Source organism: Bartonella sp. WD12.1 (assembly GCF_002022415.1).
Taxonomy (GTDB): Bacteria; Pseudomonadota; Alphaproteobacteria; order Rhizobiales; family Rhizobiaceae; genus Bartonella.
The window spans coordinates 468223-490551 of record NZ_MUBG01000001.1 but is presented as its reverse complement, the minus strand read 5'-3'; the positions used below and the strand labels follow the sequence as shown (position 1 = coordinate 490551).

The window sequence follows — 22329 nt, the reverse complement described above, 5'->3', positions numbered from 1 at the left end:
CTCCTTTAATTACGCCTTGAAAATTATTTTATTCCGATACTATTGTAAATCGACCCGTTCCATTCAATACCTTAATCAAACCACCTTTTTCATGAATAGAAAAAACAATAATCGGTACATTATTTTCACGCGCTAAAGTTACCGCTGTCGTATCCATAACAGATAACCCCCATTGTAAAATCTCAACATGTGTTAATTGATCAAAACGCTTAGCCGTAGGGTCTATCTTTGGATCAGCAGAATAAATGCCGTCCACTTGCGTTCCTTTCAATAAGACATCTGCTCCAATTTCTGCCGCACGCAAAGTAGCAGCAGAATCAGTCGTAAAAAATGGATTACCTGTACCACCAGCAAAAATAACAACTTTCCCCTGATTCATATAACTTATTGCTTTACGCTGCGAAAAACTTTCACAAATTTGCGGCATCGCAACCGCAGACAGTACAACCGTCTCAACCCCCAATTTCGTTAATGATGTTCGTAACGCTAAAGAATTAATAGCTGTGGCAAGCATTCCCATATGATCGCCAGTTACACGATCCCCACCCCGTGAAGCAACAGCAACCCCACGAAAAATATTGCCACCACCTATAACAATAGCGACTTCCACATCCATTGCCCGTACTTCAGCAATATCGGAAGCAATACGATCTGCAACTGAAACATCAATTCCAAAACTTTGCCCCCCCATAAGTGCTTCACCAGACACTTTTAATAGAATACGTTTATATCGAAGAGCTAACGTCATCTATGATCTCCTAAAGAGCACATTTATTTTCTACTTTCGATACACTAAGGGCACCACCTTGTCACGTGATGCCCTTTAAATTAGCTATACTTTTTCATATTAATGGTATAAATTTTAGGCTTCCGCCCAACAATTTTACAAAAAAACAATTAGCTCTTTGCTGCAGCCGCAACTTCCGCAGCAAAATCGGTTTCTTCTTTTTCCACACCATCACCTAATGCAAAACGAATAAAACCAGTGATCGTTGCTGGTGCCCCAATTGATTTTTCAGCATCCTTTAAAGCAGCCTCAACAGTAACATCAGGATTCATAACAAAGGCTTGAGAAAGCAAAACAACCTCTTCGTAAAATTTACGCATACGCCCTTCTACCATTTTTTCGATAATATTTTCAGGCTTTCCAGATTGACGTGCTTGATCTGAAAAAATTGCTTTTTCACGCTCAACAGCACTAGCATCAACGTCCTTTGCAGTTAACGCCAATGGATTGGTTGCAGCAATATGCATTGCAACCTGACGACCAAAAGCAACAGCAGCATCTTTATCTCCAGAAGTTTCAATAGCAACGATAACCCCAAGTTTGCCAAGACCATCAGCCACACTATTATGAATATAAGTAGCAACAACACCATCTTTAACAGACAATTTAGCCGAACGACGCAATGTCATATTTTCACCAATTGTACCGATTGCGTCTTTAATTGTTGCATCTATAGTTTTTTCAGAGCCTGGATAAATAGACGCAGATACAGATTCAACACTACCCTGTGTATCCAAAGCAGCAACCGCTACATTACGCACAATTTCCTGAAAAGCATCATTGCGCGCGACAAAATCTGTCTCAGAATTTACTTCAACCAAAACAGCACTTAAACCTTTCGATACTGCACCAATCAACCCTTCAGCCGCCGTACGTCCAGCTTTTTTATCTGCTTTGGCTATCCCCTTTTTACGAAGCCAATCAACCGCAGCTTCCATATCACCATTAGTTTCCGCCAGAGCTGTTTTGCAATCCATCATACCAGCCCCTGATAATTCGCGAAGTTCTTTTACTTGTAAAGCAGTAATGCTCATTTTAGCCTCTTCATCCTATAAAGGCAAAAGCGCGCATAGACGAAACCCCTCTGCACGCTCATAACCTTTCCCTTAGAAAATAAATACCTCAACAGGCGTTTTTAAATCATGATTCCACAACCGAAACCGCATCTTCCAAAGTAGGCTCCACAGGTACATCAGCCTGAGCTCCTACATCAATATTCATTGCACCTTGTTGACGAGCAATACCATCAAGAGCCGCACGTGCAACAAGATCACAGTAAAGAAAAATCGCACGCGAAGCATCATCATTACCTGGAATTGGATAATCAATACCATCAGGATCACAATTTGTATCAACAATAGCAATTACAGGAACATTCAAACGCTTTGCTTCTTGAATGGCAATATTTTCCTTATTTGTATCAATAATAAACATAAGATCTGGAACAGACCCCATATCCTTGATACCGCCCAGTGCACGATTCAATTTCTCACGATCACGCTCAAGATTTAACCGTTCTTTTTAGTAAAGCCCTGCGCTTCAGCAGTTAGAATTTTATCAAGTTTACGCAAACGATGTATTGAATTAGAAATTGTTTTCCAATTTGTCAGCATACCGCCAAGCCAACGCGCGTTAACATAATATTGAGCCGATCGACTAGCTGCATCAGCGATAATATCAGACGCCTGTCGTTTAGTACCAACAAATAAAACACGCCCCCCCTGCGCAACCGTATCCGAAACAAGTTTAAGCGCTTGATACAAAAGAGGAACAGTCTGAGCGAGATCAATAATATGAATATTATTACGCTGACCGTAAATATAGGGAGCCATTTTTGGATTCCAGCGCTGTGTCTGGTGACCAAAGTGTACACCTGCTTCTAAAAGCTGGCGCATAGTAAAGTCTGGTAATGTCACAATTTTATCCTTTCCGGTTTAACCTCCGCGAAAAAAGTAAAAAAACTTACTACCGGTGGACACTTGATAGCTTTTTCTATAAGTACCCGAATTTCGCGTGTGGGATAAAAATATCATACTAATATTTGATTTTTTTTCAAGTCATTTTCTGCATATCATTTATTTAATGATTGCAAGTATCAGAATTCTTTTCAAGATCGAGTAGTTCAAAATTTTTCAATTTTGCGCGTATCGAAAAATCCCCATAATCTATGAGCAAGTCTCGCATAATAGCGTTTTCATATAAAAGAAAGCTGGTACGATAAAGAGGTAAACCATCTTTATTTTTTGTATCATCAAAATAAGAAATTGTAACAGGCCAATGGCTCTCCTCACTTAATTTTCCCAATTTTTTTGTTTCAGAATCAGATATTAGCTTCTTTTTGTCTCCAATAACTATACTTTCTTTTATCACTTCATTTGCATTGTCTGTTCCATCAAATACAGCTGTGTGATAAAAATGACGAGCTGCTTTTGCCTGTTGAATAATAGTTTTCAATTGCATAATTGGAAATTCAGCTGTTGCAAGTTTATAGACATCCTCCTTTGGTTTTTTTAATTTAACTATAATTCCATCTTTAGTGCGCTCAGCTACCCCTTCGATATTATCTGAAACGTCTTCTCCAATCTTATTTTGAACATTAAAATGAAATTCATGACCATTACCTGTTTCATAACTCGTTATTTGTTGATCCGTTAAACGTATCGGTGCATCTTTCATATAAATACGGTTCACAAAGCGAGACTTTGTGGTATAACCATGACATGCTGAGCCTGTAAGCTCATAAACCATCCGCCCAGAAACTCCTAAGATCGACATTTCATTAGAAATACTTTCAAGTTGAAAATCGTAAATAGCTCGATGAGGCACCAAAAAAATAGGTTTTTCAGCTCCTGCGGAACATAGGAGAACATTGTATAAACCTATCATAAATAATGGCTTGATTATTTTTGACTTCCAATTTTTTATTCTGCACACAATCATATAAAAACAAAAAACCTCCCCTTAAATCATTTCAATACATTTCTTTAAACTAGAAAATAGTTTATGAGACACATTATATCGCTATATCATAGAAAATATGGAAGTTAAAATATGACCAACTCAATTGAAAGTCGTTTAAAAAAATTTGGTATTGTTATTCCTGAAGCAATACAACCCATTGCAAATTACATAACAACATCACAAATTGGTAATCAACTTTTCATTTCTGGCCAGCTACCACTGTCTTGTGGAAAACCAGTAGCAATCGGAAAAGTTGGCGCAACTGTCAGTGCTGAACAAGCAAAAAAGTCTGCAGAAGTATGTGCTCTCAATATCCTTGCACAAATAAAATTAGCGCTTGGTGATTTAAGTAAAATAAAACGCGTAATAAAAATTACCGTCTTTGTTGTAGCAGATCCTAATTTTACCGATATACCCCTTGTTGCTAATGGAGCTTCTGATCTACTTGTTAATATTCTTGGTGACGCAGGTAAACACGCCCGTTCTGCTGTCGGGGTCTGCGCTCTGCCTATGAATGTTCCTGTAGAAGTAGAAGCTATTATAGAAATCTAGCTCTTTCATAAATGTCAACATCTGCGCAAAATAGAATATTATAAATTGCCTTGAGTTTATATTCTCAAAGAGTTTACATTTTTAGTCTTTAAAAAACAGTGTGAATTAATTCTATTTCTAGATAAATACTACTGAAAGAAAATGCTTTATGAAACAAGTATATGACGATAACAATATTTTTGCTAAATTGATTCGTAACGAAATTCCTTCCGTTCGTGTCTACGAAGATAATGATGTTATTGCATTTATGGACATCATGCCCCAAGCTCCAGGGCACACACTGGTTATTCCCCGAAAAAGCTGTAGAAATTTATTAGATGCAGATATGGAAATATTGTTTCCAGTCATTAAAGTTGTTCAAAAAATTGCTAATGCCGTTAAAAAAGCCTTTCAAGCGGATGGTGTAACAGTCATGCAATTTAATGAAGCAGCCAGTCAACAAACCGTTTTCCATCTTCATTTCCATATTATACCACGAATGGAAGGAGTAGAACTTAAACCCCATAATAATGTCATAACGCCTACAGAAATACTCAAAGAACATGCACAAAAAATCCGATCAGTTCTTTAAAAATTGGTTTTAAGTTGTAGAGCTCTTTTTTCTTATATATTTTGCAGAATTCAATAAGCTCTTATGAGCTTTGCTATCATTTGAGCCAACAGAAAGGTCAGAAGATAAAATTTCTAATTCTAGTTTTTCTCTACCATTATTTAACTTGTGCGTAAATACGCGAACTATGCCACCAGTGCGTAACTTCCCAAATAAAATTTCATCAGCTAATGGCTTTTTAATATGTTCTTGTATGACGCGACTCAACGGACGTGCTCCCATTTGAGCATCATACCCTTTATGAGCAAGCCATACCATTGCAGATTCACTGAGTTCAAAAGCGATTCCTCTATCAATTAATTGTGCTTCAAGTTGAAAAATAAACTTCTGCACAATTTGATTGATTACTAGTCGAGATAAAGGTGCAAATGGAACGATAGCATCTAACCGATTACGAAATTCTGGTGTAAATAATTTATTGATAGCTTCTATATCATCATCATCACGATGTATTTTACCAAATCCCACAGCAAACTTTGCCATATCCGAAGCACCAGCATTGGTTGTCATAATTAAAATGATATTGCGGAAATCAATTTTTCTACCATTATGGTCTGTTAATTTACCATAATCCATCACCTGCAATAAAATATTAAATAATTCTGGATGAGCCTTTTCAATCTCATCTAACAACACAACCGCATGAGGATTCTGATCAACAGCATCTGTGAGAAGACCACCCTGATCAAACCCTACATAACCTGGAGGAGCTCCTATCAAACGTGCTACTGTATGCCGTTCCATATATTCTGACATATCAAAACGCAACAACTCAATTCCCAAAGAAGATGCCAGTTGTTTTGCAACTTCAGTTTTTCCAACACCTGTTGGTCCTGAAAATAAATAACTTCCTATCGGCTTTTCTGATTCACGTAATCCCGCTCGTGCTAACTTAATGGACGATACAAGTATTCCAATCGCCTGATCTTGCCCATAAACAACATGTTTGAGCTCTTTTTCAAGATTTTCAAGGATTTTGCGATCATTATTAGAAACTGTTTTTGGTGGAATCCTTGCCATAGCTGCAATTGTAGATTCAATTTCTTTAACACCAACGCTCTTTCTTCTTTGCTTCTTTGGCAAAAGCATCTGCGCAGCACCACTTTCATCAATAACATCAATTGCTTTATCCGGCAATCGGCGGTCAGCCATATAACGTGAGGATAATTCTACTGATGCTATCATTGCTGCATCGGTATATTTAATTTGGTGAAATTCTTCAAAATAAGGCTTCAATCCTTGCAAAATCTTAATTGCATCAGCGACAGATGGCTCATTAACATTAATTTTCTGAAAACGACGCGTCAAAGCTCGATCAAGTTCAAAAATTTTTCTATATTCCTTATAAGTTGTTGAACCAATACATCGAATCATACCTGAAGATAATGCAGGTTTTAAAAGATTTGCTGCATCCATATGCCCCCCAGATGTAGCTCCTGCCCCAATCAGTGTATGAATTTCATCAATAAATAAAATAGCACCAGGATATTGTTCTAATTCTTTAACAACTTGCTTTAATCGTTCTTCAAAATCACCACGATAGCGTGTTCCAGCAACAAGCCCCCCCATATCAAGAGAAAATATTGTTGCATTTAATAAAACTTCGGGCACCTTTTCATCAACGATGCGTTTAGCCAATCCCTCAACTATAGCCGTTTTTCCCACACCAGGTTCGCCAACCAACAGTGGATTATTTTTTGACCTTCGACATAAAACTTGCATCATTCGTGAAATTTCCACGTCACGACCAATTAACAAATCAATTTTTCCACTGCGTGCTTTACAATTTAAATTAACACAATAAGTAGCAAGCGCACTGGCCACTTTGTCATTGTTTTCCAAAACATGTTGATCTAACTGCTCTTCAAGATCTTCAAGTAATAGGGACAACTCATTATCACGCATAATACCGTGTGAAATAAAACGCACAGCATCATAACGCGTCATTCCCATTTCTTGAAGAAAATATGCTGCATGACTTTCACGTTCAGAAAAAATCGCAACAAGAACATTTGCCCCCGATACTTCATCTTTTCCTGCTGATTGAGCATGAATTACTGCACGTTGAATAACACGCTGAAAAAATGCTGTTGGTTTTGTATCCTTATCGGTTTTAATTTGTACATCCAATTCCGATTGGATATAATTAATCAAACGCTCCCGTAACTCTTCCAAATCTACCTGACAAGCATGAATCACTGAACTTGCATCAGCATCATCTAACAAAGCAAGTAAAAGATGCTCTAATGTTGCGTATTCATGCTGCGCTTGAGTAGCAATTGTTAATGCACGATGCAAAACTTCTTCAAGACTGGGCGTAAAAGACGGCATAACCCTCTCTCTTCTATTCCATTACACATTGTAATGGATGTTCATTTTGACGTGCACACTCCATAACTTGCACAACTTTCATTTCAGCCACTTCATAGGTATAAATACCGCATTCACCTACCCCATTTTGATGAACATTTAACATAATACGAGTTGCTTCCTCAAAACTTTTTTTAAAAAAACTCTCCAAAATAAAAACAACAAAATCCATAGGTGTGTAATCATCATTTAGCAAAAGAACACGGTATAATTTAGGCTTTTGAAATTTTGACTTAATCTGAGGTATAATAATAGTATCATATTTATCTTCACTCCAGCCCTTGCACTTTTCATTTTGCATAGTATGAAGTGTGGTTTTTTCAGTTAATATCATTATCATTTTCCATGTAGTATGCTTTTTATTAATTTAAAATCCTCTCATAACCATTACAAAATTTGAGTATATGAAGAATAAATTTTCTTTTATGATCAAATTTAAGTCAAATAGAGAGACGTACAAAATGATTTTATAAATAAATTAGTAACACCATTCATCTAAATTGTGTCAAACTAACTGTAACAAGAAAGATCTTGATGCGATTATTTGGCATAAATAAGGTATTACACGTGTACATTAACTGGCGAAAAATTGCACCTTTCTACAAAGGAATAGCAATTGCTTTTATTATTTTAGCTATTTCCTATTCTTCAGCAAAAGCTACTCCTAAAGAAGCTTACCCCGATAAATATGCGGCTATTGTTATAGATGCACACACAGGAAAGACCTTATTTCAAGCCAATGCAACTTTAAAACGTTATCCTGCCTCTTTAACAAAAATGATGACGTTGTACATGCTCTTTGAAGCTATGGAAGTACGTCGCGTAACACCAAACACGCCCATCCCTATCTCAGCTTACGCAGCTGCACGTCCACCAACGAAAATAGGCTTTAAAGCAGGTCAAACAATTTCTGTAGAAGAAGCTGCTAAAGCTCTTATTACTAAATCAGCAAATGATGTTGCTACTGCTGTAGGTGAATATCTTGGCGGTAATGAACCAAAATTTGCTCGAATGATGACAGTGAAAGCCCGTAAACTTGGTATGACAAATACTCGTTTTGCAAATGCTTCAGGTCTTCCAGATGCACGTAATTATTCTACAGCAAAAGATATGGCTACTTTGGCATTAGCTTTGCGCAAACATTTTCCCGAGCAGTATAAACTGTTTAAAACAACAAGTTTCTCTTTTCGTGGCAAAACAATTAACAACCATAATAAATTAGTAAAAACAATAAAAGGCGTTGACGGAATTAAAACAGGCTATACACAAATGTCAGGTTCTAATTTAGCCACATCAATGCATATTGAAGGACGCTCTATTGTTGCCGTAGTCATGGGAGGAAAATCATCTACAGAGCGTGATATTCACATGACTAATTTGTTGAACCTATATTTGCCAAGAGCAAGTCGTAAGAAAACAAATGGATATTTAGTAGCTGCAGTGTCTCATAATTTACCTACCGGAGTAGCCACCCCTATACCTGTCGCTAAAACAAATCTAACTGATTTAGATGATGATGTCTCTGCACTTCTAACAGCACTTGCAGCACAACCTAATGAATTAAATACAGCTATAGCTGCTGTAAATCAGGTGATTATACCAACTCCTAATCCTCACAAAACTACATCTGGGGAAATAGATAAAATCATTACTGCTTCTTTATCTACAACTGGTGGATGGGCCATTCAAATTGGTTCTCTTCCCAGTAAAGAACAGGCAAACACTCTGCTTTCAAAAGCAAAAAATACAGCTTATCCAGCTTTAAAACATACATCTGCACACATGCAACTGTTTGAAAAAAGCGGGCACCGTTATTATCGTGCTCGATTTGGTGGATTTCAATCAAAAAAAGCTGCGCACGATGCTTGTTCTACATTAAAGAAAGCAAATTTTAACTGCTATACTGTAATCTATTAAAAGTTTTTGAATTCTGTATTAAGGACAGTACCATGACACATAATGTTATTTCCCCATCTCTTGAAAAGGGAAAGCAGTCAAAACAATCGTCTCTCCTCTCATTACGTTCTCTTCACGATGCTGCAACTAAACTTGCCAATTTAAAGCATACCCCAATGGTGCCAAACACACATTCTCTTGTTAGTCTTCTTATTTGTCAAACAAATCGGAATCGTCGTTTAGCTACGCCTCCTGTACGTATTCATTTACGAGTTGCAAGCCGCACAGGAAATATACCTGTCAAACTCCGTTTAGGGGCAACCAATACTTAATTTCAGTTATTTCTTATAAGAAATACTTGATTGATAATAAAATATTTATTCACTATGTGAGATTTTAAAGAAGTTTAAGAGCGTAGGTTTTTTATCTTAAATTCATAGAGCTTCCAGCATGAATTTCTATTTTTATTATTTACATTTATGGTGTTTAAATAACACTGTTCTTAAAAAATGCGAAAAGCCAAAACTATTAATATTAATGCACAATTTAACATTAAACGGTATATTGCTTACACCTTTGTTATAGCAAAAAGGCAATTTCTATGAAACGATAATAGCAACACTGAATATTGATACTAATGATTTACTAAAAAGAAATTCTTCCGATCATTTGCTTATTTTACTTAAACAACATTTCCTTATCAAAACCACCTTCTTACACTACATAAAGCACTCTTAAGAAAGTAATGCGTTTCTTGATGCGTAAATAACCTGATAATTTTATCAAATGACGTATCTTTATTTAAGCTTAACATGATGTAACATTGCGTGCAAGGCCGCCTTTACTTGTCTCTTTATAGCGCTCACTCATATCATGGCCTGTTTGACGCATTGTTTCAATACAAGCATCAAGAGAAACAAAATGTGCTCCATTACCATGTAAAGCAAGAGAAGAAGCTGTTACAGCCTTAACAGCACCCATAGCGTTGCGTTCAATACATGGAACCTGTACAAGGCCCGCAACTGGATCACATGTCATTCCCAAATGATGTTCAAGAGCAATTTCAGCAGCGTTTTCAATTTGAGCGGGCGTACCACCCAATGCTGCTGTTAATCCTGCAGCTGCCATTGAAGATGCTGTCCCCACTTCACCCTGACAACCAACTTCTGCACCAGAGATAGAAGCATTATGTTTAATGATACCGCCAATAGCTGCTGCCGTTAATAAAAAATTATGCACCCCTTCCCGATTGGAACTATTATTAAATTGCAGATAACAACGTAAAACAGAAGGTACAACACCAGCTGCACCATTCGTTGGTGCGGTGACAATACGGCCACCTGCTGCATTTTCTTCATTTACTGCTATAGCGTATACAGAAAGCCAATCATTAATCCAAAGTGAATGGTTACGATTTTCTTTATGATCTTCCAAAAGCTCTTTATACAGTTTTTTAGCACGTCTTGGAATACGCAACCCACCCGGTAACTCACCTTCTTGTGCAAGCCCTCTATCAATGCAATTTGACATAGCTGAACAAATCTTATCGAGTGCAGCATCAAAAGCAGCACGCTCCATTTTTGTTTCTTCATTGCTGCGCTTCATTTCAGCAATTGAAAGGCCTGAATTTTCAGCCATTAGCAACATTTCACTCGCTGAGTCAAAAGGATACGGCACCTGAAATGTTTCTAATTTTGTATTATAATTCGCATCATTTAATTCATCTTCGGTTACCACAAAACCGCCACCGATAGAATAATAAACCCGCCGTAAGAGGATATTTTCATCAGAATCAAGCCCTTCAAATGCAAGACCATTAGCATGCCCAGATAAAACTTTTTTTTGCTCAAAAATAAGATCATTCTGCAAATCAAAATGATAAGCAGGGTGGCCGATTGGTTGCACCTTTTTTTCATGTTTAACTTTTTCTACAAGCATCTCCATACTATTAGGATCAACAGTAGACACTTTTTCTCCCAACAACCCTAATATAATAGCTTTATCTGTAGCGTGACCAACACCAGTAAAAGCCAACGAACCGTAAAGATAAACACGAATATGAGAAACTCTCATATGAGATGAACAAGCTAAACCCTTTGCAATAATTTCTTGCAAAAACATATTAGCAGCTGTCATAGGCCCCATTGTATGAGAACTAGAAGGGCCAATACCAATTTTAAAAAGTTCAAAAACAGATAGAAACATCACTTACCCCAGAATAAAATGCAGATTCTGAGTATAAGTTTTTTTATTATTTTTGTCTCATTTAAAATCAAATTGTAAGATAAGCTAAAAAAATGACAGCAATAAATACCAATGTCGCGCGTCTTGCTACCACCCAACAATTTTTTTCTATACTATCTTCCATCTTCAACCTTTGAGGAATTAATTGGTTATCCAAAATACCGCTATTTTAGCGTAATGAGTTTAGTAAAACAAATGTTAACATGCAATGTTAAAATAAAATGGAGGTTATAAATTGCATTGAGATATTCTTTATAATACCTCAAATTTTAAAATTAACCATCCAATACACAAGAATATTTTATTAGCATAAATTAAACAAAACGTACAAAATTTTCAATCGGTTCGCGTTCAGTTTCAAAATTGTTTTCTGGAGCATTTGCATCGCGATAACCAAGTGCCATACCACATATAAGACGTTGCTCAGAAGACACTGATAAAAGTGTACAAATTTGCTTATGGTAATCAGCAAAAGCCGCTTGAGGACATGTGTCTAATCCAAATCCACGCGCTGTTAACATAATTGTCTGCATAAACATACCTAAATCAAGCCAACTACCAATTTCCATATCTTGATCCATTGTAAACAAGAGTCCAACAGGTGCGCCAAAAAATGAAAAATTGCGCGCATGTTGGCGAAGCATTTTTTCCTGTTCACCTTTCTGGATTCCAAGACTTTTATAAAGATCTAAACCAACTTTTCGACGCCGTGAAAGATAAGGCTCTCGCCATTGACGAGGGTAATAATGATATTCACGCTCTCCTTTTACACCTGATAGCACAAGCTGTGAAAGTTCTTCCCCTACTTTCTGCAACATATCCCCTGTTATAACAATTACTTGCCAAGGCTGAAGATTTGCTCCTGATGGTGCTCGCGCTGCGAGCTTTAAAATTTCCTTGATTGTTTCCTGCTCAACAGGTTGATTAGTAAAAGCTCTAATTGACTTCCGTGATAAAATAGATTGAAAAATATCAAAAGTAGAATTAGCCATTGTTTTTACTTTTCCCTTACAAGAAAATAAACTGAAATACCATTGCTGTTTAATAGAGAAAATTTCTATGGCATAAGAAAAAACAATGCAATGTAATTAAATAAAACACATTCGCTTCCAAAAATTTGAGTTCTCAAACGTCACGACTTTAATTAGCATAATATTACCTAAGCTAAGATTTAAGTTATGTTTCACATATTTTTCCACTATATCAACTCGCAAAAACCTATAAATTCTTATGCAGTAATAGCACATTTTATTTTTTTGCTGGCTTTAACTTTTAACCCTTCCATCAGAATACAACCCTAACACCTCTTTGGAAAAAGATAATACAGAATTGGATCTAACAAATTACTTCCGTAACACCCCACTAAAATCAACATTTTAGATCATTTGAAACAATCTGTCGCTCTTTACCCCTTCTATAATTTTTTATAGAAAATATCAGTCGATATGAATTTTCATTTGGTTGCACAATAATTAAAACTTTACAGCTAAACAATAAGCATTGCTGATATCAATCATTATCAATAAATGTAAAAATAAAACAAAACTATAATTGCTTATAATTTTACAGTTATATTTATTAGGAATAATCTGCCATTTCTATATTTCAAAACCAAAAAAATGCCTGAATAAAATTCAGGCATTTCCCTATTACTCCTTGGTATATATTAATCAAAATTATTCAACAGCAGCATTAGCCGTCATATCCGTCAACATAGCTTTATTTTCTTCACTATGACTAGATTTACGCTGTTCATCTACAATCAAATCATCACGAATCGTGGCAATATGACGAATTTGAGCGATTGTACCACCTGTACCTGCAGGAATAAGCCGGCCAACAATAACATTCTCCTTCAGTCCTTGCAAAGTATCAATCTTTCCAGAAACTGCTGCTTCAGTAAGTACCCGAGTTGTCTCCTGAAATGACGCCGCTGAAATAAAGGATGGTGTTTGAAGAGATGCTTTCGTAATCCCAAGAAGTATAGGATTACCAGATGCAGGCTTTTTACCTTCCGCAATTAAATTATCATTGATTTCATCTAACTCAATACGATCAACATTGTCACCTGGAATATAACCAGAATCTCCAGATTCTGTAATTTCAACTTTTTGCAACATCTGACGAACGATCACTTCAATGTGCTTATCATTAATCAAAACACCCTGTAAACGATAAACTTCTTGAATCTCATTAACAAGGTAAGACGCCAAAGCTTCAACACCCTTAATTGCTAAAATATCATGAGGCGCTGGGTTGCCATCAAGAATATAATCACCTTTTTCAATCTGATCACCTTCTTGTAAATGAAATAGCTTACCCTTCGGAATTAAATATTCTACGGGCTCAAGATTTGCATCATTTGGTTCAATAATAATACGGCGTTTATTTTTATAACCACGACCAAATCGAACTGTACCACTAACTTCAGCGATGATAGCGTGATCTTTCGGACGCCGCGCTTCGAAAAGTTCAGCCACACGTGGCAAACCACCCGTAATATCTTTGGTCTTAGCACTTTCCATTGGCAAACGCGCAATAACATCACCCGCCTTAACGTAAGAACCAAGCTCAACAGAAAGGATAGTATCCACTGACATCATGTAACGAGCTTCCCCCCCTTTGTGCAATTTAGCAATATGCTCACCCTTCTTATCTGCGTGGATGATAATTGCTGGTTTTAGCTCAGCACTGCGTGGATTAGCACGCCAATCAATCACCAAACGCTTCGTAATCCCCGTAGATTCATCAGCTGTTTCAGTTACTGATAAACCATCAATCATATCTTCGAAACCTATATAGCCATCAACTTCAGTAAGAATTGGGCGTGTATAAGGATCCCACTCTGCTATACGTTGTCCACGTTTAACAACATCACCATCATCAACAAAAATGCGTGAACCATAGCTAATACGATGCACAACACGCTCTTTACCAGTCTCATCCTTGACAATAACAGCCATATTGCGCCCCATAACCACCAAATGGCCTTCAGAATTGCGAACTACATTACGATTACGCAGTTCTACTGTACCTTCATAAGACGCTTCAAAATAAGATGAATCAACAACCTGCGCCGTTCCCCCTAAGTGGAATGTACGCATGGTAAGCTGTGTTCCTGGTTCACCAATTGACTGAGCCGCAATCACACCAACTGCTTCACCTTGATTGACTGGTGTTCCACGTGCCAAATCACGACCATAACATTTAGCACAAACACCAAGACGCGTTTCACAAGTCAAAGCAGAACGAATCTGAACAGACTGAATTCCAGCTTCTTCAATTTTAGCAACATCAGCCTCCTCAATCATCGCACCTCCCTGAAGAATAACTTCACCAGAAACTGGGTGCAAAATATCAAAAAGTGCTGTACGACCAAGGATTCTCTGACCAAGCGATGCAACAATCTGTCCTGCATCAACGATTGGCTGCATAGTAAGACCTTTTATAGTACCACAATCAACTGCTGAAATAATAGCATCCTGCGCAACATCAACAAGACGCCGTGTGAGATAACCAGAGTTAGCAGTCTTTAATGCAGTATCAGCAAGCCCTTTACGAGCACCATGGGTCGAGTTAAAGTACTCGTTAACAGTTAAACCCTCTTTAAAATTAGAAATAATAGGTGTTTCAATAATTTCACCGGATGGTTTTGCCATTAATCCGCGCATACCAGCTAATTGCCTCATCTGATTAGCAGAACCACGCGCACCCGAATGCGACATCATGTAGATTGAATTCATCTGCCGCTGAGAACCTGTTTTGGGATCAAATGCAACAGCCTGAATACGCTTCATCATTTCATCTGCAATACGATCAGTACATTTACCCCAAGCATCTACAACTTTGTTATATTTTTCACCCTGTGTAATCAAACCATCATTATATTGTTGCTCATATTCCTTGGCCAAAGCTTCCGTTTCTGCAACCAAACGCGACTTGCTATCAGGGATAACCATATCATCTTTACCAAAGGAAATACCAGCACGACAAGCATGAGAAAAACCAAGTTGCATAATACGATCACAGAAAATAACCGTTTCTTTTTGTCCACAATACCTATAAACTTGATCAATTATTTTAGAAATGTTCTTTTTAGTCATTTCCTGATTAACAATATCAAATGAGATATTTGGATTTTTAGGTAAAAGCTCGCCAATAATCAAACGACCGGGCGTTGTCTCGTAAAGCTTGGCAACCTCTTTACCATTTTCATCTATATTTTTAAAACGGCCTTTAATCTTTGTATGAAGTGTCACAACTTTGTTTTCCAGTGCATGATACAGCTCACCCATATCAGCAAATGCCATCCCTTCACCTGGTTCTTTGTCAGAAACAATTGAAAGATAATAAAGACCAAGAACCATATCTTGTGATGGAACAATAATTGGCGCACCATTGGCTGGATGTAGAATATTATTAGTCGACATCATTAAAACACGAGCTTCAAGCTGAGCTTCAAGTGAAAGAGGAACGTGCACTGCCATTTGATCGCCATCAAAATCCGCGTTAAAAGCCGTACACACCAATGGATGAAGTTGTATCGCCTTCCCTTCAATCAAAACAGGCTCAAAAGCTTGAATCCCTAGACGATGAAGCGTTGGCGCACGATTTAACAAAACAGGATGTTCACGAATAACTTCATCTAAAATATCCCAAACTTCCGGATGTTCTTTTTCAACAAGCTTTTTTGCTTGTTTTACAGTCGATGAATAGCCCTTTGCATCAAGGCGTGCATAAATGAATGGCTTAAACAATTCGAGAGCCATTTTTTTGGGAAGACCACATTGATGCAATTTTAATTCAGGTCCTGTCACAATAACCGAACGACCTGAATAATCAACACGCTTTCCAAGTAAGTTTTGACGGAAACGTCCTTGCTTACCTTTTAGCATATCTGAAAGTGACTTTAATGGACGTTTATTTGCCCCAGTAATCACGCGTCCACGGCGACCATTATCAAATAATGCATCAACCGCTTCTTGTACCATACGTTTTTCATTGCGTACAATAATTCCAGGAGCACGCAACTCAATCAGTCGTTTTAAACGATTGTTACGATTTATAACACGTCGATAAAGATCATTTAAATCCGATGTTGCAAAACGACCACCATCAAGCGGAACCAATGGACGTAAATCTGGCGGAATCACCGGAATCGTTTTCATAATCATCCATTCCGGTTTATTACCGGATTCAAGGAAGCTTTCAACAATCTTGAGCCGTTTAATCAGTTTTTTTTGTTTTAATTCCGAAGTTGTTTCAGCCAATTCAACGCGTAAATCATTCGCTATTTTATCCAACTCCATTACAGCAAGAAGCTCATAAATAGCTTCTGCACCAATCATAGCAGTAAATTGGTCCTCTCCAAATTCGTCAATAGCCAACATATACTCTTCTTCGGAAAGAAGCTGGTGCATTTTGAGCGACGTCAGACCTGGTTCGGTAACAATATAATTTTCAAAATAAAGAATTCTTTCGATATCCTTTAAAGTTAAGTCTAAAAGAGTAGAAATACGACCTGGTAATGACTTAAGGAACCAAATATGAGCGACTGGTGCTGCAAGTTCAATATGCCCCATGCGTTCACGGCGTACACGCGAAAGAGTAACTTCTACACCACACTTTTCACAGATAATGCCTTTATATTTCATACGTTTATATTTGCCACATAGACATTCATAGTCTTTAATAGGACCAAATATACGCGCACAAAAAAGACCATCACGCTCTGGCTTAAACGTCCGATAATTAATAGTCTCTGGCTTTTTGATCTCGCCATATGACCAGGACAGAATCTTCTCAGGACTCGCAATTGAAATACGAATAGAGTCAAATGTCTGCGTTGGTACCTGAGGATTGAAAAGATTCATGACCTCGTGGCTCATGCTGTTCTCCTTCAAAGATTTTTAGAATCCACTGCGATGGCTTTTTCTTTTATCACAGTCTTATTTAAAACCTACTTCTACTTTTAAAATCAGCTTTTGCTACCTTAATAGAATTTTTTATTACAGTCTTTCAAGGCAATTAGAGCGCACTGTTTTTTGTGCGCTCTCAATTTATCATTCTGTTGCATCAGGTAACGCCTGATGCGCTACAAGTCCACGTGCATCATCAAGTTCTACATTAAGACCAAGTGAACGCATTTCTTTTACCAACACATTAAAGCTTTCAGGTATACCTGCCTCAAATGTATCATCACCACGAACAATCGCCTCATAAACTTTTGTTCGACCAGCCACATCATCTGATTTAACTGTCAACATCTCTTGTAAAGTGTACGCAGCACCATAAGCTTCAAGAGCCCACACTTCCATTTCTCCAAAACGCTGACCACCAAATTGTGCTTTACCACCTAATGGTTGCTGAGTAACAAGCGAATAAGGCCCAATTGAACGTGCATGAATTTTATCATCAACAAGATGATGCAATTTAAGCATGTAAATATAACCTACCGTCACCGGACGATCAAAAGGCTCCCCTGTACGACCATCGTAAAGCGTCACCTGTCCTGAACTATCCAAACCTGCATCTTCCAACATCATGTTGATATCAGCTTCATGAGCACCATCAAAAACAGGCGTTGCAATTGAAACACCTTCTTTCATCTGAAGCGCTAATTTAAAAAGACTTTCATTATTATACTGACGCACTGGCTCATTACGGTCATTATCAGGAATGAGATTCTCAATACACTGACGTAAAGGAAGTATATCCCCCGTCCCTTGATAAAGCTCAACTAAATCACCAATTTTTTTACCCATCCCTGCACACGCCCAACCAAGATGTGTTTCAAGAATTTGACCAACATTCATACGACTAGGCACACCCAGAGGGTTTAACACGATATCAGCATGCGTTCCATCTTCAAGAAAAGGCATATCCTCTACAGGAAGAATGCGCGATACAACACCTTTATTACCATGGCGCCCTGCCATTTTATCTCCTGGTTGGATTTTGCGCTTTACAGCCACAAAAACCTTTACCATTTTCATGACACCAGGAGGCATCTCGTCGCCCCGTTGAACTTTTTCAACCTTATCCATAAAGCAACGTTGCAACGTTTCTTTTGATTCATCATACTGCTTACGTAAAGCTTCAATTTCATTTTGAATCTTTTCATCATCAACAGCAAATTGCCACCATTGCGATCGTGGATAAGAATCCATTATTGCGCTATCAAGCTTCTTGCCTTTTGAAAACCCTTTCGGACCTTCTATTGCAACTTTATCTTTCAACATATCTGCAAGACGCGCATAAACATTTCGATCAAGAATCGACTGCTCATCATCACGATCTTTGGCTAAACGCTCGATCTCCTCACGTTCAATCGCCATTGCACGCTCATCTTTCTCCACACCATGACGATTAAAAACACGTACTTCAACAACAGTACCAAAAGTCCCCGGAGGCATCCGCATAGAGGTATCACGGACATCTGAAGCTTTTTCACCAAAAATCGCACGCAAAAGTTTTTCTTCCGGCGTCATTGGACTTTCACCTTTTGGTGTAATTTTACCAACTAAAATATCACCAGGCTGAACCTCAGCACCAATATAAACAATACCAGCCTCATCAAGATTCCTTAATGCCTCCTCTGCAACATTAGGAATATCACGGGTAATTTCTTCTGGCCCCAGTTTAGTATCGCGTGCAGCAACTTCAAATTCTTCAATATGAATCGACGTGAATACATCATCAGCAACAATACGTTCAGAAAGCAGAATGGAATCTTCATAATTGTAACCATTCCAAGGCATAAATGCTACAAGAACATTTCGTCCAAGAGCTAAATCACCAAGATTAGTTGATGGACCATCAGCAATGATATCACCTTTTTCTACCCGATCACCAACATGTACGAGAGGACGTTGATTAATACAAGTCGACTGATTGGAACGCTGAAATTTTTGCAAACGATAAATATCAACACCAGATTTTGAAGGATCCAAATCCTCTGTTGCGCGAATAACAATACGCGTTGCATCAACCTGATCAACAATACCACCACGTTTTGCGCCAATAGCAGCACCAGAATCACGAGCAACTATCGATTCCATACCTGTACCGACAAATGGTGCTTCAGCGCGTATAAGCGGAACCGCTTGACGCTGCATATTTGAACCCATCAACGCACGGTTTGCGTCATCATTTTCCAAAAATGGAATAAGAGCAGCAGCTACTGAAACTAACTGTTTTGGTGAAACATCCATCAAATCCACATGATCACGTGGAGCCATCAAAACTTCACCTGCATGACGGCAAACTACAAACTCTTCCGTAAAACGTCCTTCTGAATCTAATGAAGAATTAGCCTGAGCTACATAATGTTTTGATTCTTCCATTGCAGAAAGGTAAATCACCTCTGGTGTTACTTTACCGTCAATAATTTTGCGATATGGACTTTCAATAAAGCCATATTTATTAACTCGTGCAAATGTTGCTAAAGAATTAATAAGACCAATATTGGGACCTTCTGGTGTTTCAATTGGACAAATACGACCATAATGCGTAGGATGCACGTCACGTACCTCAAAACCTGCACGCTCACGTGTTAAACCACCTGGCCCAAGAGCAGAAAGACGACGCTTATGGGTAATCTCTGACAAGGGGTTAGTTTGATCCATAAACTGCGATAATTGCGAAGATCCAAAAAATTCACGAACCGCTGCTGCTGCTGGCTTTGCGTTAATCAAATCCTGCGGCATAACAGTATCAATTTCCACGGATGACATACGCTCTTTTATTGCGCGCTCCATACGAAGCAAGCCAATCCGATACTGATTTTCCATTAACTCCCCAACTGATCGAACACGACGATTGCCGAGATTATCAATATCATCAATCTCACCATGACCATCGCGTAATTCAACTAACATCTTAACAACGCCAAGAATATCCTCCTGACGCAGGATACGAACTGTATCAGGGCAATCAAGACCCATACGCAAATTCATTTTAACACGACCAACAGCTGAAAGATCATATCGCTCAGGATCAAAAAACAACGAAAGAAACATAGCTTCTGCCGTATCTATCGTTGGAGGCTCACCTGGACGCATTACCCGATAAATATCAAACAGCGCGTCTTGCCGACTTTCATTTTTATCCACCTTTAAAGTATTGCGGATATACGCACCAACATTCATGTGATCAATATCAAGAACATCAATTTGATCAGCATTAATATCAAACAAAATCTTCAATGCTTTGTCGTCAATTTCATCACCAGCTTCAAGATAAATCTCACCTGTTTGATAATTAACAATATCTTCCGCTAGATAAGATCCTAACAAATCATCTTCACTGACTCTAATCGCTTTCAGACCTTTTTCTGCCAAAAGTTTTGCAGTACGAACTGTAAGCTTTTTACCCGCTTCAGCAACCACCTCACCACTATCTGCATCAACAAGATCAGAAACCAGCTTCATCCCCTTAAAGCGATCAATTGAATAAGGAACACGCCAACCATTTTCAACCCGCTCATAAGTAATTTTATTATAAAACGTTGATAAAATATCTGACGCATCCATACCCAACGCCATCAAAAGGCTCGTAACCGGAATCTTACGCCGCCGATCAATACGGGCATAAATAATATCTTTAGCGTCAAACTCAATATCAAGCCAAGAACCACGATAAGGAATTACACGAGCCGCAAAAAGTAATTTTCCTGATGAATGCGATTTCCCCTTATCATGATCAAAAAACACCCCTGGAGAACGATGCATTTGTGAAACAATAACACGCTCTGTACCGTTAATGACAAAAGTACCATTACTCGTCATTAAAGGCATATCGCCCATATAAACGCCCTGCTCTTTAATATCTTTGATATCTTTCGAACCTGTATCTTCATCAATATCAAATACAATTAAACGCAATATTACCTTTAATGGAGCTGCGTAAGTCAAATCACGCTGACGACACTCTTCAACATCAAATTTTGGCAAATCAAATTCGTAACGAACAAATTCAAGCATAGCTGTACCAGAAAAATCCGAAATAGGAAATACTGATTTAAAAACAGCTTGCAAGCCTTCATCTGGACGTCCACCTTCTGGCTCCTCAATCATGAGAAATTGATCATATGATGCTTTTTGGACCTCAATAAGATTCGGCATTTCTGCCACTTCAGGAATCTTACCAAAAAACTTGCGTACGCGCTTACGACCATTGAATTGAGACATCATCGCTAGGGTCTGAGCCATCATCGTTCCTCGATCTTTACTATTCAAGGCAGACTAAACCTTGAAAGCTCCATACCATTAGCCTGCATATACAGACCAGTTTATTTGATACCTTGTGAGCACCGCTTACTTTCATATACATAACCAAATATTTATTTAGTTCTGTTACCAAAGCTCTCACAGATTAAACCCACCCTTCTTACAGCTACTAAACTGTCAGAAAAAAGCTATATCAATCAAGCCTTTTCCCTAAAAAGAGGAAGTCGATGGACATAAACGTCCACCGACATAATTAAAATTACTTAAGCTCAACCTTAGCACCTGCTGCTTCGAGCTGAGTTTTAATTTTTTCTGCCTCGTCCTTCGAAACACCTTCTTTAATAGGCTTAGGCGCTCCTTCAACCAAGTCCTTTGCTTCCTTAAGACCAAGACCAGTAAGAGCACGAACTTCTTTAATGACATTAATTTTTTGAGCTCCACCATCAACAAGAATAACATCAAAATCTGTCTTTTCTTCAGCAGCTGGAGCAGCTGCACCACTAACAGCAGCAACCGCCACAGGAGCAGCAGCGGATACACCCCATTTTTCCTCAAGTAATTTTGAAAGCTCAGCAGCCTCTAAAACAGTAAGGTTAGAAAGATCTTCTACGATCTTTGTTAGATCAGCCATTTTTAAATTCCTTCAATTAAAAGGTTTGAATCATTGTTTAAAATTTATC

The 22329-nt window shown here is 38.0% G+C and carries 14 protein-coding genes and 1 pseudogene; 4 read left to right on the top strand and 11 right to left on the bottom strand.

The genetic code is table 11. The annotated features are described in order from the left end of the window. Nucleotides 1-28: 28 nt before the first annotated feature. From pyrH to BWD121_RS01885, 4 genes and pseudogenes are all read right to left on the bottom strand, one after another. Nucleotides 29-748: a UMP kinase gene (gene pyrH, locus BWD121_RS01900; protein WP_078663154.1), complete on the bottom strand. Its 720-nt coding sequence runs from the start codon at nucleotides 746-748 to the stop codon at nucleotides 29-31. 149 nt (nucleotides 749-897) lie between these two features. Beyond that, nucleotides 898-1821, bottom strand: coding sequence for a translation elongation factor Ts (gene tsf / locus BWD121_RS01895; protein ID WP_010703640.1), 924 nt, complete (start codon nucleotides 1819-1821; stop codon nucleotides 898-900). A 106-nt stretch (nucleotides 1822-1927) separates the two neighbouring features. Further along, nucleotides 1928-2703, bottom strand: a pseudogene (rpsB, locus tag BWD121_RS01890) (30S ribosomal protein S2). Between the two features lie 163 nt (nucleotides 2704-2866). Then, nucleotides 2867-3691: a cell envelope integrity EipB family protein gene (locus BWD121_RS01885; RefSeq protein ID WP_078664045.1), complete on the bottom strand. Its 825-nt coding sequence runs from the start codon at nucleotides 3689-3691 to the stop codon at nucleotides 2867-2869. Nucleotides 3692-3838: 147 nt separating this feature from the next. Between BWD121_RS01885 and BWD121_RS01880 the strand changes: the two genes are divergently transcribed. Together BWD121_RS01880 and BWD121_RS01875 are read left to right on the top strand one after the other, a co-directional pair. Beyond that, nucleotides 3839-4300 (top strand): RidA family protein, encoded by a 462-nt coding sequence (locus tag BWD121_RS01880; RefSeq protein ID WP_078663153.1) that lies wholly within the window; start codon nucleotides 3839-3841, stop codon nucleotides 4298-4300. A 148-nt stretch (nucleotides 4301-4448) separates the two neighbouring features. Next, nucleotides 4449-4871: an HIT family protein gene (locus BWD121_RS01875; RefSeq protein ID WP_078663152.1), complete on the top strand. Its 423-nt coding sequence runs from the start codon at nucleotides 4449-4451 to the stop codon at nucleotides 4869-4871. A gap of 9 nt (nucleotides 4872-4880) precedes the next feature. Here the strand turns inward: BWD121_RS01875 and clpA are convergent, their stop codons facing one another. Both clpA and clpS read right to left on the bottom strand, forming a co-directional pair. Next, nucleotides 4881-7241, bottom strand: a complete 2361-nt coding sequence (clpA, locus tag BWD121_RS01870) for an ATP-dependent Clp protease ATP-binding subunit ClpA (protein WP_078663151.1) — start codon at nucleotides 7239-7241, stop codon at nucleotides 4881-4883. A 13-nt stretch (nucleotides 7242-7254) separates the two neighbouring features. Next, nucleotides 7255-7614, bottom strand: coding sequence for an ATP-dependent Clp protease adapter ClpS (gene clpS / locus BWD121_RS01865; RefSeq protein ID WP_143245242.1), 360 nt, complete (start codon nucleotides 7612-7614; stop codon nucleotides 7255-7257). 233 nt (nucleotides 7615-7847) lie between these two features. Here clpS and BWD121_RS01860 point away from each other — a divergent pair, with 233 nt between their 5' ends. Then, complete coding sequence (locus tag BWD121_RS01860; protein ID WP_078663149.1) at nucleotides 7848-9197, top strand: D-alanyl-D-alanine carboxypeptidase; 1350 nt, start codon at nucleotides 7848-7850, stop codon at nucleotides 9195-9197. 32 nt (nucleotides 9198-9229) lie between these two features. After that, nucleotides 9230-9508 (top strand): hypothetical protein, encoded by a 279-nt coding sequence (locus tag BWD121_RS01855; RefSeq protein ID WP_007477604.1) that lies wholly within the window; start codon nucleotides 9230-9232, stop codon nucleotides 9506-9508. Between the two features lie 475 nt (nucleotides 9509-9983). Here BWD121_RS01855 and BWD121_RS01850 read toward each other — a convergent pair whose 3' ends face one another. From BWD121_RS01850 to rplL, 5 genes are all read right to left on the bottom strand, one after another. Continuing rightward, nucleotides 9984-11381, bottom strand: coding sequence for an L-serine ammonia-lyase (locus tag BWD121_RS01850; protein WP_078663148.1), 1398 nt, complete (start codon nucleotides 11379-11381; stop codon nucleotides 9984-9986). Between the two features lie 353 nt (nucleotides 11382-11734). Continuing rightward, nucleotides 11735-12412, bottom strand: coding sequence for a nitroreductase (locus BWD121_RS01845; RefSeq protein WP_078663147.1), 678 nt, complete (start codon nucleotides 12410-12412; stop codon nucleotides 11735-11737). A gap of 684 nt (nucleotides 12413-13096) precedes the next feature. Further along, nucleotides 13097-17308, bottom strand: a complete 4212-nt coding sequence (rpoC, locus tag BWD121_RS01840; protein ID WP_078663146.1) for a DNA-directed RNA polymerase subunit beta' — start codon at nucleotides 17306-17308, stop codon at nucleotides 13097-13099. A 174-nt stretch (nucleotides 17309-17482) separates the two neighbouring features. Beyond that, complete coding sequence (rpoB, locus tag BWD121_RS01835; protein ID WP_078663145.1) at nucleotides 17483-21631, bottom strand: DNA-directed RNA polymerase subunit beta; 4149 nt, start codon at nucleotides 21629-21631, stop codon at nucleotides 17483-17485. A gap of 277 nt (nucleotides 21632-21908) precedes the next feature. Next, the gene (rplL, locus tag BWD121_RS01830) at nucleotides 21909-22280 is read right to left on the bottom strand and encodes a 50S ribosomal protein L7/L12 (RefSeq protein WP_078663144.1); all 372 of its coding nucleotides are present in this window, start codon (nucleotides 22278-22280) and stop codon (nucleotides 21909-21911) included. Between the last annotated feature and the right edge of the window lie 49 nt (nucleotides 22281-22329).